Source organism: Leucobacter coleopterorum, assembly GCF_011382985.1.
Lineage (GTDB): Bacteria > Actinomycetota > Actinomycetes > Actinomycetales > Microbacteriaceae > Leucobacter > Leucobacter coleopterorum.
In genome coordinates, this window is the sequence record NZ_CP049933.1 from 1897175 (window position 1) to 1922458 (window position 25284).

General features: G+C 59.0%; 23 protein-coding genes, 1 tRNA gene and 3 pseudogenes. 7 read left to right on the plus strand and 20 right to left on the minus strand.

Going from position 1 to position 25284, the window contains the following annotated elements; genetic code table 11:
- The first annotated feature begins 4 nt into the window (after positions 1 to 4).
- Both G7066_RS08935 and G7066_RS08940 read left to right on the plus strand, forming a co-directional pair.
- Positions 5 to 3472 carry an error-prone DNA polymerase gene (locus G7066_RS08935; RefSeq protein WP_166330552.1) on the plus strand — a complete coding sequence of 1156 codons (3468 nt, stop codon included), beginning with the start codon at positions 5 to 7 and terminating at the stop codon, positions 3470 to 3472.
- A 14-nt stretch (positions 3473 to 3486) separates the two neighbouring features.
- Positions 3487 to 4821, plus strand: coding sequence for a nicotinate phosphoribosyltransferase (locus tag G7066_RS08940; RefSeq protein ID WP_205881412.1), 1335 nt, complete (start codon positions 3487 to 3489; stop codon positions 4819 to 4821).
- Between the two features lie 8 nt (positions 4822 to 4829).
- Here G7066_RS08940 and G7066_RS08945 read toward each other — a convergent pair whose 3' ends face one another.
- The 3 genes from G7066_RS08945 to G7066_RS08955 all read right to left on the minus strand — a co-directional run bounded on the left by G7066_RS08945 (position 4830) and on the right by G7066_RS08955 (position 7555).
- Complete coding sequence (locus G7066_RS08945) at positions 4830 to 5114, minus strand: DUF3039 domain-containing protein (RefSeq protein WP_166330556.1); 285 nt, start codon at positions 5112 to 5114, stop codon at positions 4830 to 4832.
- A gap of 32 nt (positions 5115 to 5146) precedes the next feature.
- Entirely contained in the window at positions 5147 to 6418 is a 1272-nt protein-coding gene (locus G7066_RS08950) for a hypothetical protein (protein WP_244302857.1), read from the minus strand.
- Positions 6419 to 6556: 138 nt separating this feature from the next.
- Positions 6557 to 7555: an ABC transporter ATP-binding protein gene (locus G7066_RS08955; protein ID WP_244302858.1), complete on the minus strand. Its 999-nt coding sequence runs from the start codon at positions 7553 to 7555 to the stop codon at positions 6557 to 6559.
- 246 nt (positions 7556 to 7801) lie between these two features.
- Between G7066_RS08955 and G7066_RS08960 the strand changes: the two genes are divergently transcribed.
- On the plus strand, positions 7802 to 8590 hold the full coding sequence (locus tag G7066_RS08960; protein WP_244302859.1) for an ABC transporter permease: 789 nt from the start codon (positions 7802 to 7804) through the stop codon (positions 8588 to 8590).
- Between the two features lies 1 nt (position 8591).
- Positions 8592 to 9329, plus strand: coding sequence for an ABC transporter ATP-binding protein (locus tag G7066_RS08965; protein ID WP_166330560.1), 738 nt, complete (start codon positions 8592 to 8594; stop codon positions 9327 to 9329).
- Here G7066_RS08965 and G7066_RS08970 read toward each other — a convergent pair.
- Positions 9326 to 10551 (minus strand): annotated as a pseudogene (locus tag G7066_RS08970) (hypothetical protein). The gene G7066_RS08965 and the pseudogene G7066_RS08970 overlap by 4 nt on opposite strands.
- A gap of 38 nt (positions 10552 to 10589) precedes the next feature.
- Between G7066_RS08970 and G7066_RS08975 the strand changes: the two are divergent.
- The gene (locus G7066_RS08975) at positions 10590 to 11651 is read left to right on the plus strand and encodes a glycosyltransferase family 2 protein (RefSeq protein ID WP_280116147.1); all 1062 of its coding nucleotides are present in this window, start codon (positions 10590 to 10592) and stop codon (positions 11649 to 11651) included.
- A gap of 2 nt (positions 11652 to 11653) precedes the next feature.
- Here G7066_RS08975 and G7066_RS17000 read toward each other — a convergent pair whose 3' ends face one another.
- The 7 genes and pseudogenes from G7066_RS17000 to G7066_RS08995 form a co-directional block, all read right to left on the minus strand.
- On the minus strand, positions 11654 to 12214 hold the full coding sequence (locus G7066_RS17000) for a CDP-glycerol glycerophosphotransferase family protein (RefSeq protein WP_341873783.1): 561 nt from the start codon (positions 12212 to 12214) through the stop codon (positions 11654 to 11656).
- A 128-nt stretch (positions 12215 to 12342) separates the two neighbouring features.
- Positions 12343 to 12720, minus strand: a pseudogene (locus G7066_RS17005) (CDP-glycerol glycerophosphotransferase family protein); the annotation flags it as partial.
- Positions 12717 to 13046 (minus strand): CDP-glycerol glycerophosphotransferase family protein, encoded by a 330-nt coding sequence (locus tag G7066_RS17010; RefSeq protein WP_280116149.1) that lies wholly within the window; start codon positions 13044 to 13046, stop codon positions 12717 to 12719. The pseudogene G7066_RS17005 and the gene G7066_RS17010, both read right to left, overlap by 4 nt.
- Positions 12965 to 14026 carry a CDP-glycerol glycerophosphotransferase family protein gene (locus G7066_RS16115; protein ID WP_280116150.1) on the minus strand — a complete coding sequence of 354 codons (1062 nt, stop codon included), beginning with the start codon at positions 14024 to 14026 and terminating at the stop codon, positions 12965 to 12967. Before G7066_RS16115 ends, G7066_RS17010 begins: the two co-directional genes overlap by 82 nt.
- 92 nt (positions 14027 to 14118) lie before the next feature.
- On the minus strand, positions 14119 to 15828 hold the full coding sequence (locus tag G7066_RS08985; RefSeq protein WP_244302860.1) for a trypsin-like peptidase domain-containing protein: 1710 nt from the start codon (positions 15826 to 15828) through the stop codon (positions 14119 to 14121).
- Between the two features lie 211 nt (positions 15829 to 16039).
- Positions 16040 to 16432 (minus strand): LPXTG cell wall anchor domain-containing protein, encoded by a 393-nt coding sequence (locus G7066_RS08990; RefSeq protein ID WP_166330562.1) that lies wholly within the window; start codon positions 16430 to 16432, stop codon positions 16040 to 16042.
- Positions 16399 to 18444 carry a hypothetical protein gene (locus G7066_RS08995; RefSeq protein WP_166330564.1) on the minus strand — a complete coding sequence of 682 codons (2046 nt, stop codon included), beginning with the start codon at positions 18442 to 18444 and terminating at the stop codon, positions 16399 to 16401. The genes G7066_RS08990 and G7066_RS08995 overlap by 34 nt, the downstream gene beginning before the upstream one ends.
- 224 nt (positions 18445 to 18668) lie before the next feature.
- Between G7066_RS08995 and G7066_RS09000 the strand changes: the two genes are divergently transcribed.
- Positions 18669 to 18742 (plus strand) — tRNA-Met (locus tag G7066_RS09000).
- Positions 18743 to 18812: 70 nt separating this feature from the next.
- Here the strand turns inward: G7066_RS09000 and G7066_RS09005 are convergent.
- The 8 genes from G7066_RS09005 to G7066_RS09035 form a co-directional block, all read right to left on the minus strand.
- Positions 18813 to 19298: an RCC1 domain-containing protein gene (locus G7066_RS09005; RefSeq protein ID WP_166330566.1), complete on the minus strand. Its 486-nt coding sequence runs from the start codon at positions 19296 to 19298 to the stop codon at positions 18813 to 18815.
- Positions 19299 to 19530: 232 nt separating this feature from the next.
- Positions 19531 to 20523: an RCC1 domain-containing protein gene (locus G7066_RS09010; RefSeq protein ID WP_166330568.1), complete on the minus strand. Its 993-nt coding sequence runs from the start codon at positions 20521 to 20523 to the stop codon at positions 19531 to 19533.
- A complete protein-coding gene (locus G7066_RS15305; protein ID WP_205881413.1) occupies positions 20516 to 21076 on the minus strand; it encodes a hypothetical protein in 561 nt (186 codons plus the stop codon). The genes G7066_RS09010 and G7066_RS15305 overlap by 8 nt, the downstream gene beginning before the upstream one ends.
- Positions 21077 to 21121: 45 nt before the next feature.
- Positions 21122 to 21298 carry a hypothetical protein gene (locus G7066_RS09015; protein ID WP_166330570.1) on the minus strand — a complete coding sequence of 59 codons (177 nt, stop codon included), beginning with the start codon at positions 21296 to 21298 and terminating at the stop codon, positions 21122 to 21124.
- A complete protein-coding gene (locus G7066_RS09020; RefSeq protein ID WP_166330572.1) occupies positions 21291 to 21926 on the minus strand; it encodes a signal peptidase I in 636 nt (211 codons plus the stop codon). The genes G7066_RS09015 and G7066_RS09020 overlap by 8 nt, the downstream gene beginning before the upstream one ends.
- Positions 21898 to 22257: a hypothetical protein gene (locus G7066_RS09025; protein ID WP_166330574.1), complete on the minus strand. Its 360-nt coding sequence runs from the start codon at positions 22255 to 22257 to the stop codon at positions 21898 to 21900. The genes G7066_RS09020 and G7066_RS09025 overlap by 29 nt, the downstream gene beginning before the upstream one ends.
- 390 nt (positions 22258 to 22647) lie before the next feature.
- Complete coding sequence (locus G7066_RS09030) at positions 22648 to 22830, minus strand: hypothetical protein (RefSeq protein ID WP_166330576.1); 183 nt, start codon at positions 22828 to 22830, stop codon at positions 22648 to 22650.
- A 166-nt stretch (positions 22831 to 22996) separates the two neighbouring features.
- Positions 22997 to 23245: an alternate-type signal peptide domain-containing protein gene (locus G7066_RS09035; protein ID WP_166330578.1), complete on the minus strand. Its 249-nt coding sequence runs from the start codon at positions 23243 to 23245 to the stop codon at positions 22997 to 22999.
- A gap of 264 nt (positions 23246 to 23509) precedes the next feature.
- On the opposite strand from G7066_RS09035, the pseudogene G7066_RS09040 reads away from it, so the two are divergent.
- Positions 23510 to 24724 (plus strand): annotated as a pseudogene (locus G7066_RS09040) (IS3 family transposase).
- Here G7066_RS09040 and G7066_RS09045 read toward each other — a convergent pair.
- Entirely contained in the window at positions 24702 to 25115 is a 414-nt protein-coding gene (locus tag G7066_RS09045; protein WP_166330580.1) for an RNA polymerase sigma factor, read from the minus strand. The pseudogene G7066_RS09040 and the gene G7066_RS09045 overlap by 23 nt on opposite strands.
- Positions 25116 to 25284: the final 169 nt, after the last annotated feature.

The following is a 25284-nucleotide window of genomic DNA, read 5'->3' on the forward strand; positions in this document are numbered from 1 at the left end:
ACTGATGGGCTGGCGCAACGATCCCCTTCCGTGGAGCGAGTTCGAACGAAGGCTATCCGCGCACACCTCGCAGCCCGCGAGAGACTCCGGAGCGCCCCGTTCTACCCGCTCAAACGTCACCGCCCCCACACAGACAACGCACTCGCAGGGCCCACAGAAGTACGCAAAAAGTCCAGTTGTGCCCTACGCGGAACTCCATACACACTCGCACTTCAGCTTCCTTGATGGCGCTTCCGCTCCTGAACAACTCATACAAGAGGCAGCAAGGCTACAGCTCCACGGCATTGCCCTCACCGACCACGACGGGTTCTACGGAGCAGTCGCCTTCGCCGAAGCCGCTGAAGCTGCAGACCGGGCCGCAGCAACAACCGGACTCACGGCTCCCCTGACAGTGTACGGCGCGGAACTATCGCTAGGGCTGGATACACCTCAGTTGGGAGTCACCGATCCACGAGGAACACACTTGCTGCTCTTGGCCCGGGGCACTGAGGGGTATCACAAGCTTGCCTCAGTGATCACCGAGGCACAGCTGAGCGGCGGAGAAAAGGGTCGACCACAGTACAACCTCGAAGAACTCGCGTCCACGGGCCGGGGCGCTTGGGCGGTTCTCACAGGCTGCCGTAAAGGGTCAGTGCGCCGCGCGCTTGAAGCTACCAGCACCCGAGAAACAGGCGATTCACTCGCGCTCACGGAGCTCGACCGTCTCACCGATCTCTTTGGTAAAGACAGTGTCTACGTCGAGCTCACACACCACGGGCACCCCGGCGACGATCCCAGAAACGCCAGGCTCGCTTCACTCGCCGCGGAACGAGGCCTGCCAACCCTCGCCACAGGCAACGTGCACTACGCGGTTCCGGCGCACGCGCAGCTCTCTGAAGCCATGGCTGCGGTGCGGGCACGCCGCAGCCTCGACGAACTCGACGAACATCTGCCAGCAACCGGCGCCGCGCACCTCCGCAGCGGGGCTGCCATGCTGCGACGTTTTACCCGCTACCCCGACGCGGTAACCCGCACGGCACAACTCGCCAGTGAGTTAGCCTTTCCGCTGCGCGCCGCTCGCCCACGACTTCCCAAGCTCCCGCTGCCTGTGGGGCGCACCCAGATGGAATACCTGCGACACCTTGTATGGGAAGGTGCCGCACGGCGCTACGGTACTCACCTCAGCAGTCACCGCAGGGACCGGCTCGAGAGTGAACTGAACGTCATCGAGCGCAAAGACTTCCCCGGATACTTTCTTATTGTGCACGATCTCGTGTGGGAGGCCCGTCGCCGCAAGATCCTCTGCCAGGGAAGAGGATCGGCCGCGGCCTCTGCAGTCTGCTACGTATTGGGCATCACCGAGGTCGACGCGATCTTCCATAATCTTCCCTTCGAGCGTTTTCTATCGAGTATGCGCGACGAAGAACCCGACATCGACGTCGATTTCGACTCTGAGCGCCGCGAAGAAATCATCCAATACGTCTATGACAAATATGGCCGCCGTAACTCGGCCCAGGTCGCAAACGTCATCACTTACCGGCCGAAGGCAGCGATTCGAGATGCAGCAAAAGCGCTCGGTTACAGTGCCGGTCAGCAACGCGCATGGACCAAAGGGCTCGAACGATGGAACAATCTGGAGGTAGACACAGCCAGTTCGATCCCGGTTCCCGTGCAAGAACTCGCCATGCAGTTTATGCACGCGCCGCGCCACCTCGGTATCCATTCGGGCGGCATGGTACTCACCGAACGTCCCGTGGGCGAGGTCTGTCCCATCGAGCACGCCCGCATGGATCGCCGCACCGTGCTGCAGTGGGACAAGGATTCCTGTGAGTCGATGGGACTCGTGAAATTCGATCTACTTGGACTCGGCATGCTCAGTGCACTGCAGAAAACGATGGATATCGTGGCCGCGCACACGCACAAACATTGGACCCTTGACACCATTCCCAAAGAAGAACCGGGCGTCTACGACATGCTGTGCCGAGCCGACGCAATCGGTGTGTTCCAGTTGGAGAGCCGAGCTCAGCTCAACACCCTACCGCGCCTTCTTCCCCGCAGTTTCTACGATCTGGTCATCGAGATTGCACTCATCAGGCCGGGGCCAATTCAGGGTGGCGCCGTTCATCCATACCTGCGCCGCAGGAACAAGACTGAAGACGTGAGCTACCCACACGATAAGCTGCGACCTGTACTCGAACGCACGCTAGGTGTGCCGCTCTTCCAAGAGCAGCTCATGCAAATGGCGGTAGCGGTAGCGGACTGCACGGCAGAAGATGCAGACTTGCTGAGACGGGCCATGGGGTCCAAACGTGGCCAGGAGCGCATCGAGTCACTCAAAGAAAAGCTGTTTGCAGGCATGGCCAAAAACGGCATTGAAGGAGATGTGGCAACCCACCTCTATGAGCAGATCGAGGCGTTCGCAAACTTTGGTTTCGCGGAGAGCCACTCGATCAGCTTTGCGCTACTTGTTTACGTGAGTTCCTGGTTCAAACTGCATTATCCGGCGGCCTTTCTCGCTGGATTGCTGCGTTCACAGCCCATGGGCTTTTACTCGCCCCGCACACTTGTAGAAGACGCGCGCCGACACGGCGTAGAGGTTCGCCCAGCAGATGTGCAGCACTCCGCCGCACTCGCCGATCTCGAGCGTGTGGGCAGTCGGGGACCAGACGCTCAACGCCGCAGCTCAGCGGGCTGCACCGCCCACCTGCCTCGCCAAGAGAATCCGCCGCCCGTGCATGCATTTGTGCCCGGCAGCCCTGACACCGGCGCACTGCACCGCTTGGACGGTGAGTTCGCCGTTCGTCTCGGCCTCGCTGAGATTCGCAGTATCGAGCAGAGCACCGCAACGCGTATCGTACTGGCCCGAAAGCACGGGCCCTTCATCGACCTCGCAGATCTCGCCCGCCGTGCAGATCTCGACCGCTCTCAGCTCGAAGCCCTGGCGGCGGCAGGGGCTTGCAAAACCCTCGGCCTCGACCGCCGCGAGGCTCTCTGGGCTGCATCCCCCGCTGCCGACAACCGCGAGCGTTTTCTGCCAGGCATCGCTGTGCACGTGCAACCTCCCCTTCTTCCGGTGTTAAACCCGGCCGAGCAAACCGCCCTCGATCTATGGACAACAGGGATCGCTCTCGACGCACACCCACTCGCGCTGCTGCGGGACGAACTCGACACGCAGGGGGTTATTCGTTCCGACCGCACCCGCCATGTTCCGCCGGGCACCGTGGTGAAGATCGCCGGCCTGGTTACTCATAGGCAACGCCCAGGCACCGCCAGCGGCATTACGTTCCTGACCATTGAAGACGAGTTGGGAACCGTCAATGTGGTGACCTGGGCGAACGTCTGGGCTCGCAATCGTCTCGTGGCCCGATCCTCCCCCGCACTTATCATCAGCGGAATGCTTGAACGCTCTCCAGAGGGGGTGATCAATGTCATCGCCAACAAGTTCGAACCACTCGCCGCGCCCGCCGGAGTATCGTCCCGTGACTTCCATTAGTTATGCTGGCACTCGTGCATCTCTCAACTGCGCTCCTCACGGACCACTACGAGCTAACCATGGTCGATGCCGCGCGCCGCGCGGGAACAGCAGACCGCGGCAGTGTCTTCGAACTCTTCACCCGGCGACTCTCAGGGGCCCGCCGCTACGGCGTTGTCGCGGGAACAGGCCGACTACTCGAGGCCATTGACCGTTTCCGTTTCACGGACACCGAACTCGACTTTCTCAAGTCACGCGGAGTTGTGAGCGACGGAACCCTCGACTGGCTCGCCAACTTTCGCTTCAGCGGCAATATCTGGGGGTACCCCGAGGGTGAGGTGTTCTTCCCTGGGTCGCCACTCATCAATGTCGAGGCAAGTTTCGCTGAGGGGGTGCTGTTCGAGACGCTCGCGCTCAGCGTGCTGAACTACGACTCGGCGGTCGCCACAGCGGCCTCACGTATGAGCCACGCAGCCAAGGGCAAACCTCTCGCTGAGATGGGCTCACGTCGCACCAGCGAATACAGTGCCGTCGCCGCCGCACGCGCGGCATACATCGCCGGATTCAGTGCAACTTCGAACCTTGAGGCGGGTCGCAGCTACGGCATCCCGACCATGGGGACGGCTGCACACAGTTTCATGTTGCTACACGACAGCGAACGCGCGGCATTCGAGGCGCAAATCGCGACGCTCGGAACCGACACAACCCTGCTCGTCGACACCTACGACATTGAGCAGGGCGTGCGCACCGCCATCGAAGTTGCAGGCACCGGTCTCGGAGCTGTACGCATCGATTCGGGTGATCTGCCGGTTGTGGTCGCCCGGGTACGCCAACTTCTTGACGAACTGGGGGCAACGCAAACCCGCATCACCGTTACCAACGACCTCGACGAACACACGGTTGCCGTGCTCGCGGCTTCACCGGTCGACAGCTTTGGCGTCGGCACCTCAGTTGTCGTCGGCTCAGGATCACCAACCATGGGTATGGTGTACAAACTTGTCGCGCACGAGGACGAGCAGGGCAACTGGGTCTCCGTTGCTAAAAAGTCTGCCGACAAAGTATCGGTTGGCGGACGTAAACGTGTGTACCGTCGTTTGAATTCACGCGGGATCGCGGTAGCTGAGTCCATCGTCGTCAACGATGGTTCACACAGTAGCGTTTCTCAGAGCAAGCAACCAAGCACCAAAACCGCCGAAGGACGCGAGATCCTTGTTCCGCTCGTCACCAACGGCGAGGTTCTACTGGATCATACCGGCACAGCCGGTATCGCAGCCGCGCGCGAACGCCACCGGCAACGAGTTGCGGAACTTCCAGCTGTTGCAATGAGCCTTACCCGCGGAGATCCCGCGATCCCCACAGAATACGTGTAGCGCGAGCGCTACTTCTTCATGCGCTCGTAGACGCGCTTGCAATCAGGGCACACAGGAAACTTCTCGGGATCCCGTGAGGGTGTCCACTTTTTACCGCACAGTGCACGCACTGCTTTACCGGTTACAGCCGACTCTAGGATTTTATCCTTCGGCACGTAGTGCGAAAAGCGCTCGTGGTCACCGTCTTCAATCTGCGCGTCTTCAAGAATTTTCTCAAGTTCACGATCAAGAACATCGGTTCCACCAGCTGAACCGCCGCCCACCGAATCTGCATCACGCGAAAAGATACCCATGCCGTAATTGTACCCCGAAACAGGGGCAACAATCAGTCGAAGACCTGAGTCACAGCAATCAGTTCGGGTCCGCTGCGATCGAAGATGCGGCCGCCGATCAAGATCCCAAGCCACAGAATCAATGCCCCGTAACCGATTCCGAACGCAAGCGCCCCGATGTTCTGCATGAACTCAACGTCAATGAACGCCAGCACCGCCACCCACACAGCCGGGGCAGAAAGCAGCAACGCAAGCAGCATAGAGGTTGTCTGTGCAAGACCGGAACCCGTTCCCGACCACTGCGGTTGAGCAAAGGGGCTGTCACCTGGCCTGGTCGCGGGGTAGGGCGTCATGACCGAAAACACACTCGCCACACCACTCGACACCAGCAGCACCGCGGCATTCATGCCAATTACGGCGGGCAACACACGCCAGTCACCGATCACAGTCACCGTGATGCTTGATCCGATCAGAACGAGCGGAACACCAAGCATCAGCACGGGAGCGAGACGCCCGGCGCGATCAGCACGACCACGGGTGCCACTCGCAACGTGAGCCCAGATGGCCGTTGAGTCCATCGCCACATCGTTGTGCTGCGACCAACCGAGCAGCAGCAAAATGATGGGAAGTGGCAGCAGCGCAAGCGAGGTAAGGTCTGCGCCCGCGATCCAGAAGGCGAGCAGCATGAAGATAGGCGCGATTGGGATCGCAAATAGTGCGACTCGGTAGCGCGGGTCTCGGGCCCAGTAGGTGAGCTGACGAGCCGCAATGACCTGAGCGGGTCGCGCGCTAAAACGTTCAAACCAGCCGAGACCGCTGTGAGCCATGCTCTGACCAACCGGGCGGTCAATTCTCTGGTTAGAAACCCACACAATGGGAACCCAAACAGCAACCAGGAACAGGATCGCTGCACCCAGAACGCCCAAGTGCATCAATGCAATATTCTGGTCACCGTTGGCGGCGGCCGCCAGGGCAGCGAATGGAGCCCCAAAGGGCGTCCATCCCATTGTGTCAGCGGTGTCTGCAATCATCGTGCTGTCTTCAGCACCGAACGCGGTTGCCCCCGCGTAGACAGCCACCGGCAAAAAAGCCACGATCAGCAAGGCACCAATAGTACGAAGCACTCCGGCAAACCGTGGCCCCGCGATCAGCTTTGAGAGCGCGGACATCACACGAACGCTGCACACCGCCAGCACCGCAGCAAGCGCGAGGGCGACTGGTGCGATCCATGCGGGATTGTTCCACTCGGGACGGACAACAGCAAGTGTCACCAGCCATACAACGAGCAGAAAGAACGGCCAGCTCACGATCGAGGTGATCAGCATTGCAAAACCTACTGATCCCGGACCCGCGGGAAAACTGCCGAACTGTCGCGGTTCAAGATTACGCCGGTTCTCAAAGAACGGAATCACAAACACCGCGATGAGCAGGAATGCCCCGCAACCGTGTCGACGGCGGCTCGGTCAGCAGGGTCGTCGATCCCCCATGCTGGCAGAATAGCCAACGTCGCAGCAATCACCGCGAGTAACACAATCAACAGTGTGGTACGCAGGCCCTTCGTAAACGACCCCTGAAACCCGCTGCCGAGCAGCGCTACTCGGAGTCGGAAGAGCCGTGCAACCATTCCAGCCCCTCTTCGTGTCGCTGGTGCCGGTGAGCGCGGTGAAGCGCTCTTCAAGGCTGAGACCGTCACGCACCGCGTCAACGGTGCCGTTTGCAATAACGCGACCGTCAACGATGATCGATACGTGGTCGCAGACCCGCTGAATCAAATCGAGGCTGTGACTCGACATCACAACGCTGCCTCCGCTGGCGACGTATTTCTCAAGGATCTCCGTCACATTCGACACCGAAACTGGGTCAATCGCTTCGAAAGGCTCGTCAAGTACAAGCACTTCAGGCGCGTGAATCATTGAACACGCGAGCGCAATTTTCTTCTGCATGCCGGCGGAGTAGTCAGACACGAGACGTCCCAGCGCAGATTCAAGGCCAAAGACTTCAGCCAGCTCTGCAGATCGTTGCGTCAGCGCGCTCCCCTCGACCCCGTGGAGCACACCGGAGTAATAGAGCAACTGCGCACCCGTGAGGCGGTCGAAGAGACGCAGACGGTCTGGGAGAGTGCCGATCAAACGCTTCGCAACGGGCCCATCTGACCATACATCTACACCGTTGACCGTAACCCGACCCGACGTTGGCCGGAGCAGCCCGGCAAGCATGGAGAGTGTTGTGGTCTTACCCGCACCGTTCGGCCCAACAACACCGGTGAACGATCCAGCGTGCACCGCAAGCGACACCTCATTCGCAGCAATCACTGATCCGTAACGCTTGGTAAGCATCTCAGCATTGAGCACAACAGGATTCTGTGCAGCAATACGACCGCGCTCGCGCGCCCGCACCACAGACGGAACCGGAACCTGAATACGCCCCGTTCGAGTAGAGGGCTCAGCCGGAGGCTGGTCCACAGCAACGTCCTCCACTGGAACAGGCACAGCCTCTGGAACCACGGGTTCGACGGTGGTACGACTGGGGCGAACACGCGGCGCACCGGGAACATTCCCAGAAACAGGTTCGGTTGATGTCGACCCCGCTAGCGATTCGGAAGCGGGCACAGTTGAGGAGGTTTCGGGCGGCACCCATCTAATTTAGCAAATTTAAGAGAAACCAGTATGTGTGCCCCGGCGCGCTCGGAAACCGGCAGAATAGACAGTGTGAATTTTTCATCTGAGCGCCGACCTTTGCGCGCGAGTGCCTGGTCTTCGCTGTGGCTGCTCACGCGACGCGATCTGAAGGTCCGCTACTCGACCTCAATGTTGGGATACCTGTGGTCGATCCTTGATCCGCTGCTCATGAGCCTCATCTACTGGTTCGTTTTTACGCAGGTTTTTCATCGCACAGTCGGCGAAACGCCCTACATCATCTTCCTACTGACCGCGTTGCTCCCCTGGGTGTGGGTGAACGGTGCGATCTCCGATTCCACGCGTGCGTTCTTGCGTGACGTGCGACTTGTGAGATCCATCGCGATGCCACGGTGGATCTGGGTTGGCCGCATTATCTGCTCAAAGGGCATCGAGTTTCTCCTCAGCTTGCCGGTGCTGATTGTGTTCGCGATCTTTTCAGGCGCTCACATCGGCTGGGGCGTGTTACTTTTTCCCGTCGCAGTGATCCTGCTCGCAATTTTGACGCTGGGCACAGGGCTTCTTATTTCCCCCCTCGTGGTGTTCTTCCGAGATCTGGAGCGCGCATCTAAGCTACTGCTACGTGTGCTTTTTTACGCTTCGCCGATCATTTATGGCGCTTCGGATCTGCCGCCGTTTGCTCAACCACTCGCATGGCTTAACCCGCTCTCAGGAATCTTTGCAATGTTCCGTGCCGGCTTCTTCCCGGATCAAATCAACTGGTATCTCATGGCTGTCTCGGCCATTGAGTGTGTAGTTATCCTCATCATTGGCGCTCTGGTGTTCCGTCGCTCCATCGCTGGCGTCCTCAAGGAGCTGTGACATGACCGACAAGATCATTACCGCAAGCGGCCTCGGAGTGCGGTTCCGCAGGAATCGTGGATCAAGGCGCAGCTTCAAAGACCTCTTCGCCGGAGGGGCACGACGCGCTCGTCCGGGAGAGTTCTGGGCACTACGCGATGTTTCCTTTGACGTGCGACGCGGCGAGGCCATTGGGGTTGTCGGCCGTAACGGACAGGGCAAATCGACACTACTGAAGATTGTTGCCGGAGTGCTGTTTCCCGACGAGGGCACCGTCAACGTTCACGGCGGGGTAGCTCCCCTCATTGAGATCACCGGTGGGTTTGTCGGAGATCTCACGGTGCGCGATAACGTACAGCTCACGGCAGGCCTTCATGGGCTGAGCAAAAAACAGATTGCCGCCCGTTTTGACTCCATCATCGATTTTGCTGGGGCAGCCGACGTCATCGATACCCCGTTTAAACATCTCTCGAGCGGCATGAAAGTGCGTGTCGCCTTCGCCGTTGTGTCACAGCTGGACGAGCCCGTCTTGTTGGTCGATGAGGTACTAGCAGTGGGCGATAAGGCGTTTCGTGCAAAGTGTTACGACCGCATCGAAGAGCTCCTCAAAGAAGAAAAAACCCTCTTTCTCGTTTCCCATAATGAGCGCGATCTGCGCAGATTCTGCACACGCGGACTCTATCTCAACGCCGGTAAGCTGGTGTTAGACGGCCCAATCGATGAGGTACTTAAGCGCTACGACGCCGATCACGGAGGCTAGGCCTTGATTCTGCGCTGCTCCTCTGCACGGGTCATCAGCGTTTCGATCGCAGCGTGGAAGCGCTTTGTTGGCGCCCCCGGAGTCGTGTCACCGAAGTAGTGCTGGGACCAAGTTACGAGGCGCTCACGCGCATCATCGTCACCGATCACACGGTCCAGCACTTTCTCAGCATCTGCGCTGTCAGCCGCGTCCAGCCACTCGCACACACTGAGGTAGCCGTTCTCGTCGACTGAGGCTTCAGGGCCACAGGCCGTGTCACCATGAGCGGTTTTCCGGTGGCAAGCCGGTCGTAGACCATCGCCGAAATGTCGCAGATTGCGACGTCGGGCAAGCTGAGCTGCCATCCCAGAGTCGGTGACTGGTCGTAGACGTGGTGGGCCTGAGGATCACGCTCGTTAGCCTCGGTGATCATTTCAATAATGCGTTTGTTCGCCGCACCAAACTCCGGGTTAACCACACCGCTACGAGGATGTGGACGGTACACCACTCGGTGCCGCCCCGTAGCAAGAAGCCCTCGCACCAGCGTTTCACCGTGTGTAGCCACGGATCCGTAACACGCGGCTGGGCGATCCCCCTCCCAGGTCGGCGCGTAGAACACCACGGTGCGCGCATCGGGCGCAAACGGTGGTTGACCGCTCAGGTGGTCCGTCTGCGGTCTTCCGATGGGAATCGTACGCCGTTCGACGTCGTAATCCCAAAGCGCGTTTGAGAGCCGCACTCGGGCCGCATCACCCGCGACTAAGGCCATGTCGTAGCACTTGTGCTGATTGCTGGTCATGTACATCTTGTCACTCTCACCGTGATTGATAAAGACGTGCCAGCAACTGCCATAGCGCATCATCTGAAAGTTTCTGGTGTTCTGATTTACGTACAGCACAACATCAAGGCATTGCTCTTCCAGTATTCGTTCAAGACTGGTCACCTTTGGCGCAAACGCAACATCGAGCCCGCTTTCACGAATGAGCTGGCGCGCACCGGCCGCATTTCGGGCAAGCACCAGCACGGGCCAGCGTTTAGACAGTTCTTGCAACGGCGCGTACCACTGCCGCATCTGATAAATATTGACGTCGCTGTCGGCAAAATACACCCCCACGCGGAAATGTTGTTCAGGGAGCGGACCCCGGTGCTCCAACAAACCACGCAATTCAAAGAACGCACGCCGTCCCTTCAGTACTCGCTTTGCGAGCCGGACCGCACGTTTTCCATCTTTCACCAGTTGCACCTTCTCAGCTTACTGGCGGCCTGCCGCTTGGATGCCGTGTGCTCGCGTGGGAAGATGCTGAGGTGATCCTCTCCAAGCTCCCCGAACTCCCCGCCGTCAGTTATGTGATGCCGGTGCTTAACGAAGAGGGATTTCTCGAAGCTGCCGTTCGCACGATCCTCGCCCAAGACTACGAGGGTGAAAAGGAGATCGTTCTGGCACTAGGCCCCTCCCGTGATCGCAGTAACGACATTGCAGCCGATCTGGCAGAACAAGACGCGCGAGTAAGGCTCGTTGAGAACCCGGCGCGCGACATACCCGCTGGCCTCAATGCGGCGATTGCAGCGAGCAAATATCCGGTGGTGGTGCGTGTTGATGCTCACTCTGAACTGACACCCGACTACACGCGCCTCGGCGTCGCTGCACTGCAGCGCGAGGAAGCCACCAACGTTGGTGGGATCATGCGTGCAGCCGGACGTTCACCCGTGCAACGCGCAATTGCCCGCGGGTACAACAGCCCCTATGGTCTCGGCGGCGGCGCCTACCATGGCGACGGAACGCCAGGCATCGCCGAGTCCGCGTATCTCGGGATCTTCCGACGAGAGGCAATCGAGGCCGTCGGTGGCTACGATCCCAGTATTCTTCGAGGCGAGGACTGGGAGCTCAATCTGAGGATCCGCCGTGCCAGTGGCATCATCTGGTTTGAACCAGCACTCAAGGTGACGTATTGGCCTCGCGCGAGTTTTCGTGATCTCGCAAAACAGTTCTTTGCCACCGGCACGTGGCGGGCGGTGCTGGTTCGCCGTTACGGCCGCGCAAACCCGTGGCGTTTTTTTGCGCCGGGAGCGCTTGTCATCTCACTCACGGTGAGTGTGGTGAGCCTGGTGTTGTTTTTGTTTGGGGCACTGTCCTGGGCATCCTGGTGGCTTCTGCTGCTCCCACTCGCCGGGTATGTAGCGGGGGTGTTGTTTGCGACGCTGCGCATTCCTGAACAGCAGGGGGTGCAGGATCGCCTTCTTACGGCAGCGACTCTCGTGACAATGCACCTGAGCTGGGGAACCGGATTTTTGCGTGGCATACTGCTCGGTGGAGGCCGAGTCGTTGACCGGTCACGAGCCTAACCTCAGATCGAAAGTGCACCACGTTCGATCAACGCATCAACGACCCGTTTAGCAGCTTCTCCGTCATCATTCGGAGCGAATCGCTTGCGCCACTCCTCGCGCGCCTGAGCATACTCACGTACCCAGCTGGCATCGTGACCGAGTTCGCCCAGGGCCTGCGCATGGGCGAGCACTTCGTCACGCTGTTGCAACAGGGGTCCCGGTGCCTCGCGCTCGAAGTCGAAAGTAAAGCCTCGTTCGCGATCACGGTATGCAGCGAGATCTGGCACAAAAAAGAGCTGTGGAACTCGAGCAACTGCGGCATCAAACATGATCGACGAGTAGTCAGTGACCAGCACATCAGCGGCGAGGATCACGTCATTCACATCGTCGTGCTGGGACGCATCAATGACGGCACCCTCAGCACTTCCCGGGTATCGCCCAAACGTGTGAGTGCGTGAGTGACCGCGCGCAACCACAACCCAATTTTCACCGAGTTCTTGTGCGAGGCGCTGCACGTCGAGGTCATCGACGAGGGTGACACCACCGTCGCGCCAGGTCGGGGCGTAGCTGAGCACTGACACCCCGCTGGAATACCCAGGGCGGCACGCGCAGCGAGCACATCGATGGGATTGCGACCCCCACCAATGACCGCATGTGCAAGACGATCGTCACGCGGATAGCCCATTTCAAGAATGTCACCACGAAACGCGTAACTTGATCTAAAAATATTTGTTGAGTGCTGGTTCTGAGAGAGCATGATGCTCCAGCGGCGGCTCTCGCGGTGGATTGCGAGCTTCGTGCGCAGACTCACGTTGGGACGCCCCAGTGCGAGATGCTTCAGCATCGTGCCGTGCCAGGTTTGGAGAACCGTCTGTCCACGCTTCCTTCGGAACGAATTGCGCAACCAGTCATTGACTACAACGAGCTTCGCCGTGCGACGCGCGGCAAACCACTCGCGACCGCCAACCAAAACTGGAACCGCACCCTCGGGCACTTTCTGTGTCTCGCTCGTAACGCTCCAGTAACGAGCGACCTCAGGGAAGCGCTGAGCAATCTCGCGGTCGATGGCGTGAGGGTTGCAGCTCACCTGGCGTCCGTAAAAACTCTCGAAAAAGACACCCCCGTGGGCACTAGTTCTTTGTCACGTAAACGCAAACGCCGAATTTCCGCGAGCACTCTTGACGCAGCGTCACCCTCTGGGTGGCTGTGGAATCGACGCGCAAACGCACGCGTATCCGCCTCGGCTGCCCGCCAGGCCGAGCTGCCGCGCTGCAACTGCTCAAGCCGTTCGATAACGTCGCTCCAGGTCCGCTCTATGCGGCCCGCACTCGTCACTGCAAGCGGCTCGTAGAGCCCCCGAGTGCTTTCATAGTGGTCGAGGTCAGGGGCAAACCAGACGATTGGTCGTCCCATGAGGGCGAAGTCGACGGCAATCGAAGAGTAGTCGGTGATGATCGCGTCGATGCCCCCAGCAGAGGAGTGATCTCACGCAAGAAATCGGCGCCGAGCAGATGAACTCGTTCCCCCAGCACTCCTTCGTAAGCTCCTGCACCGAGTGGGTGAGAGCGAATCAGCAGATGGGCGCCATGCTGATTCAGTAATTTACGAAGGCGAGTGACTTCCTTTTTTGTTGGCGCAGCCGGGTCCGCATCACCATCGCGCCAGGTCGGCGCATAGAGGATCAGCATATCTTGCGCAGAAACGCTCGATCCTGCGGCCGCTAATAGTTCTTGCAGCTGTTGTTTACTTCGTTCGGCTTTGGCGGGGTCTGCCGCCTGAGACGCGAGTGTGTCGTCTCGGGGGTCTCCTAGCACTCGCACTTTTCCGGGCGCAACACGGAAGGCCGAACGGAGCCGTTCGGCGGCGAGAGGTGACCCCGCAACGTAGAGGGAGACTTGCCGCGATCCAGCGAGATACATGCGGCGCAGCATCACCCGCAGCGGAGCCGGTCCGCTTATGGCCGTTGTGACCTGAGAGTCCAGGTGAAGTCGCTTAATGGGCGCGCCGTGCCAGAGTTGCACGATACAGCCACCCATGATGCCAAATCTGTTGACATCACCGAGTCCATGAGTAACGACGATTCGGCCCGCCCGCAGTGTCGCCCAATAGCCGGAGGCGCTCTCTCGAGCTACGGGCACAAACCCCTCGTTGCGAGCGGCCTCAGCCTCCTCTTCGTTCGCGACAAGCCAGCTAATCGAAGCATCTGGTTCTTCCAGTCGAAGCTGACGAGCAACCACGAGCGCGCCCTCGGCCACCCCGATTCCACTGCCGAACACCCACTTTGTATCGGATCGAGGCACAAACCACGAGACGATCACAGAAAGCAAGTACTTCGGGAGCGCAAGCAGTTTACTTAGGTTGCCCTGGGCGAAGTTAAATCCACCGGTACTCATTACAACTACTGTAGGGCACTCAACGCAACGGTGCCGCAGCGAAGCTCAATTCTTGAGCTTCGCTGCGGCACCGTGAAAGGGAATCTAGAAAGTTACCACTCGAGCGTGCCGAGTGTTGCCTCGGTTTGAGCGGCCTTCCCGTTGCGCATGTAGTCGATGGTGACCTTGCTACCACCGCCATTCATACGGATAAGGGCAGACACCGAAGTGCCATCAACCGCTGGTACTCCACCGACCTTTGTAATAACGTCGCCAGCTTTGAGCCCAGCTTTTTCAGCCGCACCCTGAGAAGCAACATCGACAATGAGTCCGCCAGCGAAGTTCTGATCAGCGTCGGTGTCTTGGCTTGAATCCACCACGGAAGCGCCAAGCAAACCGTGCGATGGCTGCTTTCCGTCAATGAGCGCGTCTGCAACCCGCACCGCAAGGTTTGAAGGGATCGCGAACCCGAGACCAACGCTGCCCGCTGTACCGCCGCTGCTTGACGTGGAAGCAATCGCAACGTTGATGCCGATGAGTTCACCGTCCGCGTTCAGCAGCGCACCACCAGAGTTACCCGGATTAATCGATGCATCAGTCTGAATCACGGGCAGCGTCACCGTGCCCGCAGTGGGCTGCTGTTGCTGCTGCGATTTGTCAGACTGACCATTATCGGGAAACTGGAAGTCCCAGGGGAACGTGCCCTGGTCACCCTGATCATTCGGCTGCTGCTGTTGCTGATCTGAACCGTCCTGAGGAATCAGCGGGCTGCCAACCGAGATACCTCGGTTGATAGCACTCACAACACCACTTGTGACGGTGCTTGAGAGGTTGAGCGGTGCACCAATTGCCACCGTCGTGTCACCAACGTTGAGTTTAGTCGAGTCCGCGACCTTAATTGCGGGAAGGTTGTCAGCATCGACTTTCACAACAGCAAGGTCAGCATAGGGGTCGACCCCCACTAGCTTTCCAGTGAGGATACGTCCGTCACTGAGCTTGACGCGAATCTTCGCGTTGTCCCCTGCTGCACCGTCAAGTGTGACAACGTGGGCATTCGTGATGATGTATCCGTCTTCACGGTAGATCACACCAGAACCCGAGCCGCTTGAGCTGCCGCCGCTAACCTCAAGCGTCACGACGCTCGGGGTTGCAACAGCGGCGACCCCGGAGACCGTGGAGGCCGAGTCAGGGTTGTTGAGCGTGAGTGTTCCGCTCGCCTGCGAACCGGAGTAGTTCGAGGTATTTGAAGACACAACCGCCGCGACGCCACCGCCCACGATGCCACCCAGGAGGGCACCAATCGCGAGACCCGCGAGCAGCACCCCGGTTCGATTCTTCGAGGATGCGGCGGCAACCGGAGCTTCTGTCGCTGTAGCTTGCTGGAACGCCGGGTGCTCAACCGTCGGCTGAGTCGCCTGGGCCGACGGCACTGGGTAGTCTCCTCCCATGGGCTGCTGCCCGGTGTAGTCGGAGAACCCTGGCTGTGGCACGTGAGTTGGAGCAGCGTACTGCTGAGCTGGCTGCACCGGTGCGTGAGCTGGTGCAGCCGACTGCGGCACAGGCTGCGCCTGAGCGGCAGGGGGAACCGGCGCGAATTGAGTTGTCGGGTGCGCTGCCGGAGCAGTTGCCTCCTCCAGGAAGGAAGGAACCGCGGGAGCTGCGGGTGTCGCCGGCTCTTCGGGGCTCACCGAGGCTGCTGAAGCCGCTGGCACAACCGGGAGCGCAGGAGCGATCGGGGCGGCCGGAGCCGCTGGTGCAGCAGGGATCGTTTGAGCTGGTGCAACCGGCGGAGCAAGAGGCGCACTCGGGATAGGATCAGGCACAGTCGGGTTCGATGCTGCCTGATCCCCTGAGCCTCGCCGCTCTGAAGGTTCTCAGCGTTCAGGTTTTCAGGATTCTGGTCTGGGGTGGTGGTCATGGAGACTCCCTTCGTGTTGTACCAGCATGTCGTGCGAACCTATGAAAACCATTTGGTTGTGCTGCATAACCTCTGCGGGTCCCGGTTTTTAGCCTGCGTTTCAAACCCAAAGGCACCTAATCGGCAGCTCCGACGCTCTTGGAGCGGCGACGAAGTACCAATCCCAGGCAAACAACAGCAGCGATGATTGCGTTTGACACTGTGATCACGATACTCCTCGCAACTCCCGTCTGAGGCAACCGCTCATGGGCTTCTGAATCCCTCACAGTTGTTGTCTCCTCAACAAGCCCGCAGATCCCCCTGTGTAGCTCAAGCGGGTCTCCGAATTTCTCATGTTCAATAGCGAGATCTTCCACCCAGTGAATGGTTCCCTCCGAGCGTGCCGTCACCGCGGGAGAAGTGATTCTTCCAGAGGCAACGATCGCTACTCTTGCGGTCTTCGCGACCGGTTGCAGCTCGCACAGCGCTTTCTCGCCTAAGCCGGCAAGGTCGTCTTCGGTCCAGCGCACCGGCTCTCCCCCTCAGAGAGCACGGGCCGCCAATGCTCATCGAACCGCTGTGCACCAACTTCAGCCTTGAGATAAGCGGTGAAACCCAGTGTCGCCCCCTCAGGAACGGGCCCCTTCACATTTGCGGTATCAACAATTCGGCCTCCCACCTGCCCTGTCTCTTGCGCAACCGTCGCAACCTGAGGTGACACAACACGAGCCGATTCTTCAGGGATACCCCAGTCATCACAGCTTTCCTCGATCAGTTCCCTTATGCCCTCTTCCTGGTCTTCAGCAACGACACAGGCCTGAACGGTCAATCCGAGCGAGCCGTCAACCAGCCTCCCCGGCTCTTCGGGAAACGGCGCGACAACCTCGATCTCGCTTGGAGCTTCGGAAGACGTCACCGTAACCTTCTCTGTTGCCAGCAAACGCGCATCCTGGGGAGGTTCTACCGCCCGCTCAGGGTTCCCATCCGTTTCGTACACCGACGCTCTCACAATGATCGGCACAGGTTTACCATCTCGCTCAAGCCATGTCCCATTGCTCGCCAGAGTAATTCGATCGATCGTTTTCCCGCCCGGGGCAAGCTCCGCGTCCTCGAGTCGTGTTGTGATGTTAAATTCCATTGGGCTGAACTGAGTCTCCTTCGGGATCCCAAACCGATCGTGGAATGAGTACCGAGAATCGAGATGCCACTCCTCTTTCGCCCCCACTTGAATTTCTGGCCCCTGACTCTGAGCATCAATTTCCCATACCCACGTGAAATAGCCGGAAACGTTTGCCGCCGGATCCCTGGAAATTTCAACCTCATAGGTTGCTGGACCGTCTACTGCAATCACTTCGGCTGTCGCCGCAACGGGAGGCACAGGATCAATCGGCGCTTCGTCGCTCTCTTCTGGACGCGATGCGAAGGGGCCGTACAGTGTTCCCGTGGCTCGCACGGGTCGGTACTTTTGAACGCCATTTTCCAAATACACGGGCCAGGGGTCGGAATGCTCAGCGATTCCAAACGTCACTCGGTCCGCGTAGGGTGCGCCCTTCTCCAACCGCGTTGCGGGCACCTCGGTCCTCACAACCGGGGCAAAACGGCTCTCTTCGCTTGTTGCCGACGTCTTACGCCAAGTGCCCGATTGTGAAAAGTCCTCAGAGCCGCCCCCGTAGAGCAAAAGTTGATCCGCGTCATCCGCAGCGGGCTGATACCCCCAGATGCGAGCAGGCCATCTCTTTCCAGTTTTGGTCCAGTTTGCCGAAAACTTCACTTCCTGCAGCCTTGATGAGCCAAGGTCGGGGGTCGTTTCAAATCTGAGCGAAACCGCCCGCGTGCTATCAAGAGTGGCCGTTTGAGCCGCCGAGTCGAATGTCACACCTGTGGGTGCTGCACCTGTCAAACGGCCACCCGCCTCAATCCGAAGTTGCTGGTACCCAGCGGGCACATCAACCACACCGGTCGCTGAGGTCTTCCAGACCACAGCTGGATCAGCCGGGGCCTTGAGCACGGGAGGCACAATCGCCGCAGCAGATTCTGCAAGGATCGAATCGACCTGGTCCTGCACGTGCCCGGGCGCAGCGGCTCGAATATTTGCGACCCAGAACGCGACCTCCGCGTCTTCTGCACCTCGGATCGTCCAGATGGCAAGCGCTACCGCAGCGGCCTGATCGTCGTGCCAACCTGGCCCGAGAGCGAGACCACCGTGCATTGAAGTGATGTAGTTCATCTGCATCAGGCCTCGCTCGTTTGAGTAAGGCGCGACCCAGTGACCGGTGGATTGCATACGGTACCCACGCAAACTCGACATCACTTTCGGCGGCACCTCAGATGTGGGATTGTCACCGTCGGGCTCAACACAGTACGCATTCGACTGAGTGGACGATGTGATGAAGGCACCAACAAACACACCCTTGTAGAGGTGTCCGGCACCCTGGGTAGCTGCGTGCGCAGCGGGAAGCATACTGCTTAGGGGAAACCCATTCATGAGTAGCAATCCGGCAAGAATGCCGAGCAGAACGATGAACGCTTTCCCACGAATCATGTTTCTTCGCCCTAATGCGAGATAGTTTGACGCCGCTTTGCCCATGTTTGCTCCGATCAGTTTCGCAGCAGCACACCCCAACCAGGGCGTGTTGCTCAGGAGGATTTTCCGTCCATGCACCAATGCTGGCGAGCGCGCAAGTTTCACGAAAAAGTTATCCACAGACACGGCTTGCACCTCGATTTGCATTGTGGCGAAGTCCGGACTAGTGTTATCTCTTGTGCCGCGGGGTGGAGCAGTTCGGTAGCTCGCCGGGCTCATAACCCGGAGGTCGTAGGTTCAAATCCTGCCCCCGCAACGAAAGTCGCTACTGCGGCACAAAAAATCCCGGTCTCGAGAGAGATCGGGATTTTTGTTTTGGGCCATTTTCACTTGGTCGAGACTGCCACAACTTCAGACAACGGGCTCTTCCAGTTACCCAGGGTGTAGAACATTCGGTAGTAGTACGTTGTTGCCGGTTTGAGCGAGCACGAGCCATCGGCAAGCGGAAGTGTTCCGCCAACGCACAACACAGGCACCGGAGTTGCCATTGTGCCGATATTCGTATTGTTATCGGTGACACGCCCGCCTGGTCCCTCACCGAGTCGGTTGACTACCCCACCGAGGCCAGCGCACCCGCTACTTCCGTCGGTAAACAACCAGCAGCGAGTTTCGCTCTGACCCACGATTTCCTTCACCGTTTTACCGGCGGGCAGAACGGTGGTCGCAATGGGGTTACCACCGGTGAGGGTACCGTTTGCGAACTGCCCCTTCGCGTTTGACCCCCAGCAGTAGCTCCTACCCGAAATGACTACGCACGAGCCAAGAAACCCCGTGGAAAGGTTCGTCACGGTACCTGCGGGCAATCCCGACACCCTCACAGGGTAGGCAGAGTCAGCCGAGATTGCCGAGTTGCCAAACGAACCGTTGGCAAACGCCCCCAGCAGTAAACGGCACCGCCAGCAACGGCACACGATGCACGCTGCCCTACCGCAGCATTTTGCGCAGACAGTGAGATGTCAGTGAACGTTGTACCAGCGGGAATGGCGCTGGACCCACCCCGCACCACTGCCTTGGGCGCGTTAGCGTTGATGGTTGTACCAATACCTAAACCGCGATAGAGGTTACTCCCCAGCAGTACGCAACTCCCGAAGTAATAACACAACCCATGTCGTTCCCAGCGCGAATCATTTGCAGGGTTGTACCTGCGGGAATGTCTGATCCTGCAGCGGCAGACAAAACCTTCCGGGGCGCAAAGGGGCCTGCACTGACCGCAATTCCAGCCCCCAGTTGGCCAACTGAGTTGCTGCCCCAGCAGTAGGCGCCGAACCCGTCAAATGGAGCACAGGCACTGCTATTACCGACGGTGATTGAGCTCACATTGCCTCGCGGGGTTGCCGCAACCTTGGTGGGAAAGGGTTTCATGTCGGTCGAGTTGCCCGTCGCAGCACCACTTTCATTGCGACCCCAGCAATACACGTCCTGCGTGGAGGTGGTGACGCAGAACGTGCGCAGGCCTGCGGCAATATCAAGAATCGCAACGTCGGCGGGCAGATCTGACTGGACGTCGTCTGCGTGCGACTTCACCTGCAGCGGCGTACCAGAGTTGCCCTCCAGGGTGCCCTGTCCGAGCTGTCCACTCGTGTTGTTGCCCCAACACATCACTTTCCCCGCGGTGATTCCACAGCCAGCGTCGGTGCCCATCACAATCTTCGTGAACGTACTGCTGGTGGCCACTGCAGCGAGATGGCCGTTGTCAGTAAACGTCGAGCTGTCTGCGGTGCCGACGGCTACCGGGTTAGAAAAATCAGAGGTAACTGAGCGTTCAAGCGAGTACCGCGGAGAGAGCGTGTCGCTCTTCACTCCGTCGCCCGCCTGAAGTGAAATCTGGGTGGCGGTTGTGGCCGTGGCAACGGGCTTATCCAGCGCGCGCAGAGTATCTGCCCTGGCCGAGGCAATAATACTGGCACTGTCAATACTCCACAGGGCTACCGCCGTGCCCCCACCGAGTACGGTTGTAAGGCCCACCACCAGCATCACGGTTGCGCCAATACTCAGGGCACGAAGCCGCTTACCAAGTCGCTGTCGAAGCTTATTCATTTATCGCCCCCTTTCGCTGTGTCCTTAGAAGAATGCCGCCCGCTGTCATTGCGGCTACTAGCAGAAGCCAGCCACCCACAGACGTTCCGGTCGCAGCAAGTCCTCCTTGCGAGCCCGCTTGTTCCTGACCTACCTGCGATTGCGGTTTCTGCGGTGTCACGGGATTTTTGCCCGGAGGCACGGTCTGCGGAGTATCCGGCATCGACCCGCCATCGGCAAGGCACTGACCAGGGGCTGGGTCAAAATCTGCGTCGTGAAGAGTTGTTCGGACATTCAGATCCGCTCGTTGCCCCCGCAGCTCCAGAGGAGCATCAATGCTGAGGGCTACTGAAGCACCCAGCTGAACAATAGCTCCGCTTGCAATGGGAAGTCCCTGCACCACCGTCGCGCACCCATCGTCGTTCAGGGAAACGGAAGCAAACTCGCGGCCATCCACTCTCGCTGCGAGGGATACAAAATCGTTCGTTCCCTCTGTCAGACCCGTTGCCAAAAGCTGTACCGTTAAAAAAGCGGCCTCCCCTGAGTTGTTGCGCAGCCAGTAATCGCCGAGCACGCTATCACCGGGAACAAGGCGACTTGAGCCAGCAAAAACAGGCTGCTACAACGCCGTGCTCCACTGTCGTCCATCGTTGCTCAGCAGCAATGGCCGAGTTTCCTCAGCCGCTCCCCCGGGAATCGCCGCAGCAGTCGAGACCACCCCGGCACCACAAACAACGATCGCAACCCCGAGCACACCACCCAGCAGTCGTGAAGCGCGAGCAACTTGTTTACGCATGCGGCTCACCGCTAACCCTGCGAGAGCGTGAACTTTTCTGAGAAGCACCAGTTCTCGAGAAATGTGAAATAACATAGCTGCCCCCAACGACAAGCAGCAAGATTCCCCCGGCAACGGGAGCCCACAGTCCTACGTTCCCCGAGACCTGGTTCAGCACCATCCCGACAAAAGGCACCGAGTAGATCAGTACGCCCTTCACCTGCCGCTCAATCACAGGGTGGGGATCATTGATCGAATTATTGTCTCCCCGTGTGGTGAAGGCAATGTCGCCTTGAGTGTCACTGCGAATGCCCACGACTCGATGCGTCACAACTTCAGGTTTGCCTGACGCGAGCTGATAAGTGATGACGTCACCGACGACGATGTTCGCTACCGGTCGAGGTTGCGTCACAATGACGGTGCCCGGCGGAAATCCCGGCTCCATTGAACTGGTCAAAATCGTGTAGCTCTCTGAGCCGGTAACTCGTGGAATCACGACGAGTGCTGCCACCAGAACGACAACAAAAGACGCCACAATCGAGAGCAGCGCGCTACGCACAATCGACAGCGTTTGAGCCCCCGTGTCATCTCGCTTGTTTCCCCCAGATACTTTGCCGTGGTCATGCTGCCCGGCGATACTGGTCGGCACGAACCTTGATCAAGAACGTTGCTTTCTGCCCCTGAGCCTCAGGCGGAACATCTGCGCTCAAGGCAACCGCCATGCAAAGAAAGCGACTGTCTCCAGGAGCTAACGGATCCTCACCAGAAATCACGTCGAAGGGAGCTTCAGAACCGACGGCCTGCAACTTCACCAGGTTGGCAAGTTCAAAATCGGTCTTTTGGCAGCTCTCGCTCTCTCGCGCGAGGGCACCCATACGCAAGGCTCCTGAGAAGGCTTCCTCAGCGGAAGTTCCTGCTGAAGAACTAACCCCGGTGTATGAAAGTGTGAGAGGCGTGGATCCCGTGTTAGTAATCAGCATCTGCGCGACGCCAATACTGCCGGGAGCAACGCATCTAAGTTACCACTCAGCTGTTCGAAGACATACTCCGGAGGGTTCTGGCTCGCGGGACTGCTGGGTGAAGCGCCCCCACCCGAAGCGTCGCTCAGCTGGAACGAGAACGATCCAACAGAGAATGCGCCTGTCCCAGTCTTTGATACTTTCCAAGCGGCCAACGATTGGCCTACCCCCAGTGCAAGCGCGACAACCGCAAACAACGAGACAGTTGCGATTGCTGCCGCCCATTTTCTTGTTAGTCTGATTGTGGATCTGGCGTCTCCCACTCACTCCCCCTTACATATGTTGTCGGCGAATTGAACCCTCAACTCGCGGACAACATGAGGCCGCCGAGACGACCATTACTTCGTTTGCCTATGCCGCTGGATTGTCGAACTTCTGCTCGAGAACGAAGTTGGTCTCAGCGAGATCAATCGTCGCGAGAGCACCGACGCGGTCAGTGACCTCTGAAGAGAAGCTGAACGTGATCTGTTGAGTGAAGCGCGCCGTACCGTTTGTCAGCTCAGAATCAAACTCCCAGGTGTTGCTAGTTCCCACCTGGGTGGGCAACGCCTCGCCCTCGGGGCGTCGGCAAAGGCCGACGAGACCGTCAGAAACTCGCCCGGCAAGCTCCCCCCTGCAACTGCTTTGATCGCCTGCGAGGTGTCGACCGTGAGCTCAGCGGCCATCTTGTCACCAACGAGGGTCACATCGAGCGGCTGAGTCAAGCGCACGGTTTCCCCGGAACAATCGTGTAGTCACTGATATTACTAATGGGAGTCCACGTTCCCTCGGCGTCCACCGTTTCCCAGACCTGGTCCTCAGTCGGAATGCTCAGGTTCAGGTCACCGGTCACGATCTGACCGGCTTCACTGCTTGCACTGACGTTCCAGAGCGCGAGTGATCCACCTGTGCCCAGCAGAAGTAACACGCCCAGACCAGAAACGATAAGACCCTTAGATAGCTTGTTCATGAATGTTTTTGTCCTTAATTCGCTAGATTCCAGGCATCATTGAGACACCCCCTATGAGCGGAGCCTGATCAGACAAGCAGAAAAGACCCGTTCATCTACATAGAGACAACGGAGGCAAAACCTTTACAAGAAAAGACCGACTTTTCTTGAGAAAGTTTTCCGGATCAAGAAGTTCACGAACCGTTAGCGCTCAGACGGGCCTTTACCCCGAAGTGTGGACACGCTGATGCCGGGTTTTCCGGCAGAAAGCGAGACCATAGAACCATGCCCAAACAATTCTCCGAGGACTTCAAACGGCAAGCCGTTGACCTCTACGAAACCACCGAAGGAGCGACCCTCGACTCGATCGCGAGTGATCTCGGCATCGGCAAGTCAACACTGTCGCTGTGGCTGCAGAAGTACCGCACCACGCCGCCCCCAAACCGTGACAGCCGCGCTGCTACCGACTTAGTAGAGACGGGTGAGGTGGCTGCGCTCCTTGCCGAGAACCGCGCCCTGAAAAACGAGAAAGCCAAGCTTGAGACCGAGCGCGATATTCTCCGCCAGGCAGCCAAATATTTCGCGGGAGAGATGAACTGGTGAGCCGCTTCCAGTTCATTGACGACCACCGTGACACCATCCCGGTGAAGTGGCTATGCCGAGTCCTCGACGTTGCTCGCTCCTCGTATTATGCGTGGGTGGAAGCTGCCCCGAAACGGGCCGCCCGCACGCAAGCCGACGAAGCGCTTGCTGCGCGAGTGAGACGTGCGCAAGACCGTGAGGCTGGCGGGGATCCCGCCTACGGGGTACCCCGGGTGACCGCGGACTTAAACGACGGGGCACCCGAGAACGAACGGGTGAATCACAAGCGCGTCGCGCGAGTGATGCGCGAGCACGGGCTTTCAGGGATCAGGCTCTTGCGTCGGGTGAAGACCACGGTCCCTGACCCCAATGATCAGAAGGTCGCTGATCTGGTGCAGCGTGACTTCACCGCTGACACGCCAGGCACCCGCTATGTCGGCGATATCACGTACCTGCCCATCGTGGGTGGGAAGAACTGGTACCTCGCGACGGTGATCGATCTGTGTTCGAGAAAGCTGGCCGGGTGGGCGCTTGCCGACCACATGCGTACCGAACTCGTCAGTGATGCACTGACCGCAGCCAGAGCCGCGCGTGGCTCACTTGACGGAACCATTTTTCACTCAGATCACGGCAGCGTCTATACCTCGAAAGCGTACGCGCAGTTGTGTACAGAGCTGGGGGGTGACGCAGTCAATGGGGGCTGTCGGTTCCTCAGCGGATAACGCGCTCGCTGAGTCGTTCAACGCGGCGCTCAAGCGTGAAGTCCTGCACGGACGGGCAGCGTTTCGGGACGAGCATGAATGTCGCCGTGAGGTGTTCAGGTGGGTGAACCGGTACAACACGAAGCGCCGCCACTCCTACCTCGGGCAAGTCGCGCCTGACGCGTTTGAATCAGCTATGCTTGCTGCTGCAGCGTAGCCATAACCCCGTGTCCACTATCCGGGGTAAAGGTCCCCAGTCCCGCATAGAAAGTATCGATGCCACCGTCCTGCCGCGCATCAACCACCGCCTCCAGGTCTTCAAAAGTGTCTTCTTTAGACTTAGCTGCCACCCGAGAAACGATATTGCGGACAGTACCCAAAAGGTAGGGGCGGAAATCAGTTGTCGGGCCGTGACCGCGGTTTATGGTCTCGAGAATGTTGACATAGGCCTCAGAGACTAGATCGTCTGGGGTGATCGTGCGAGAAAACGAGTTCGCTACTTTCAGTGCGGCCGTGGCGTGTCGTTCCCAGAGTGCCGCATAGGCAGCCATGTCACTCTTACGAGTCAACTCGATGAGCTTCGCGTCATCCATCTCAGAATATTTCATGCGCGAAACCCCCGTTCTTTGGCATCAATTCTAGAACCTACGTTGCTGGGGGCAAACGTCGCTTAAGACAGTGCTCCGGCCAACGCAGCAGCCATAGAACAAGGAAGTCCCGGTCCATACAGAACCGGGACTTCCTCTACCGCAAACTCACAGCTCCAAGGACCGGAGC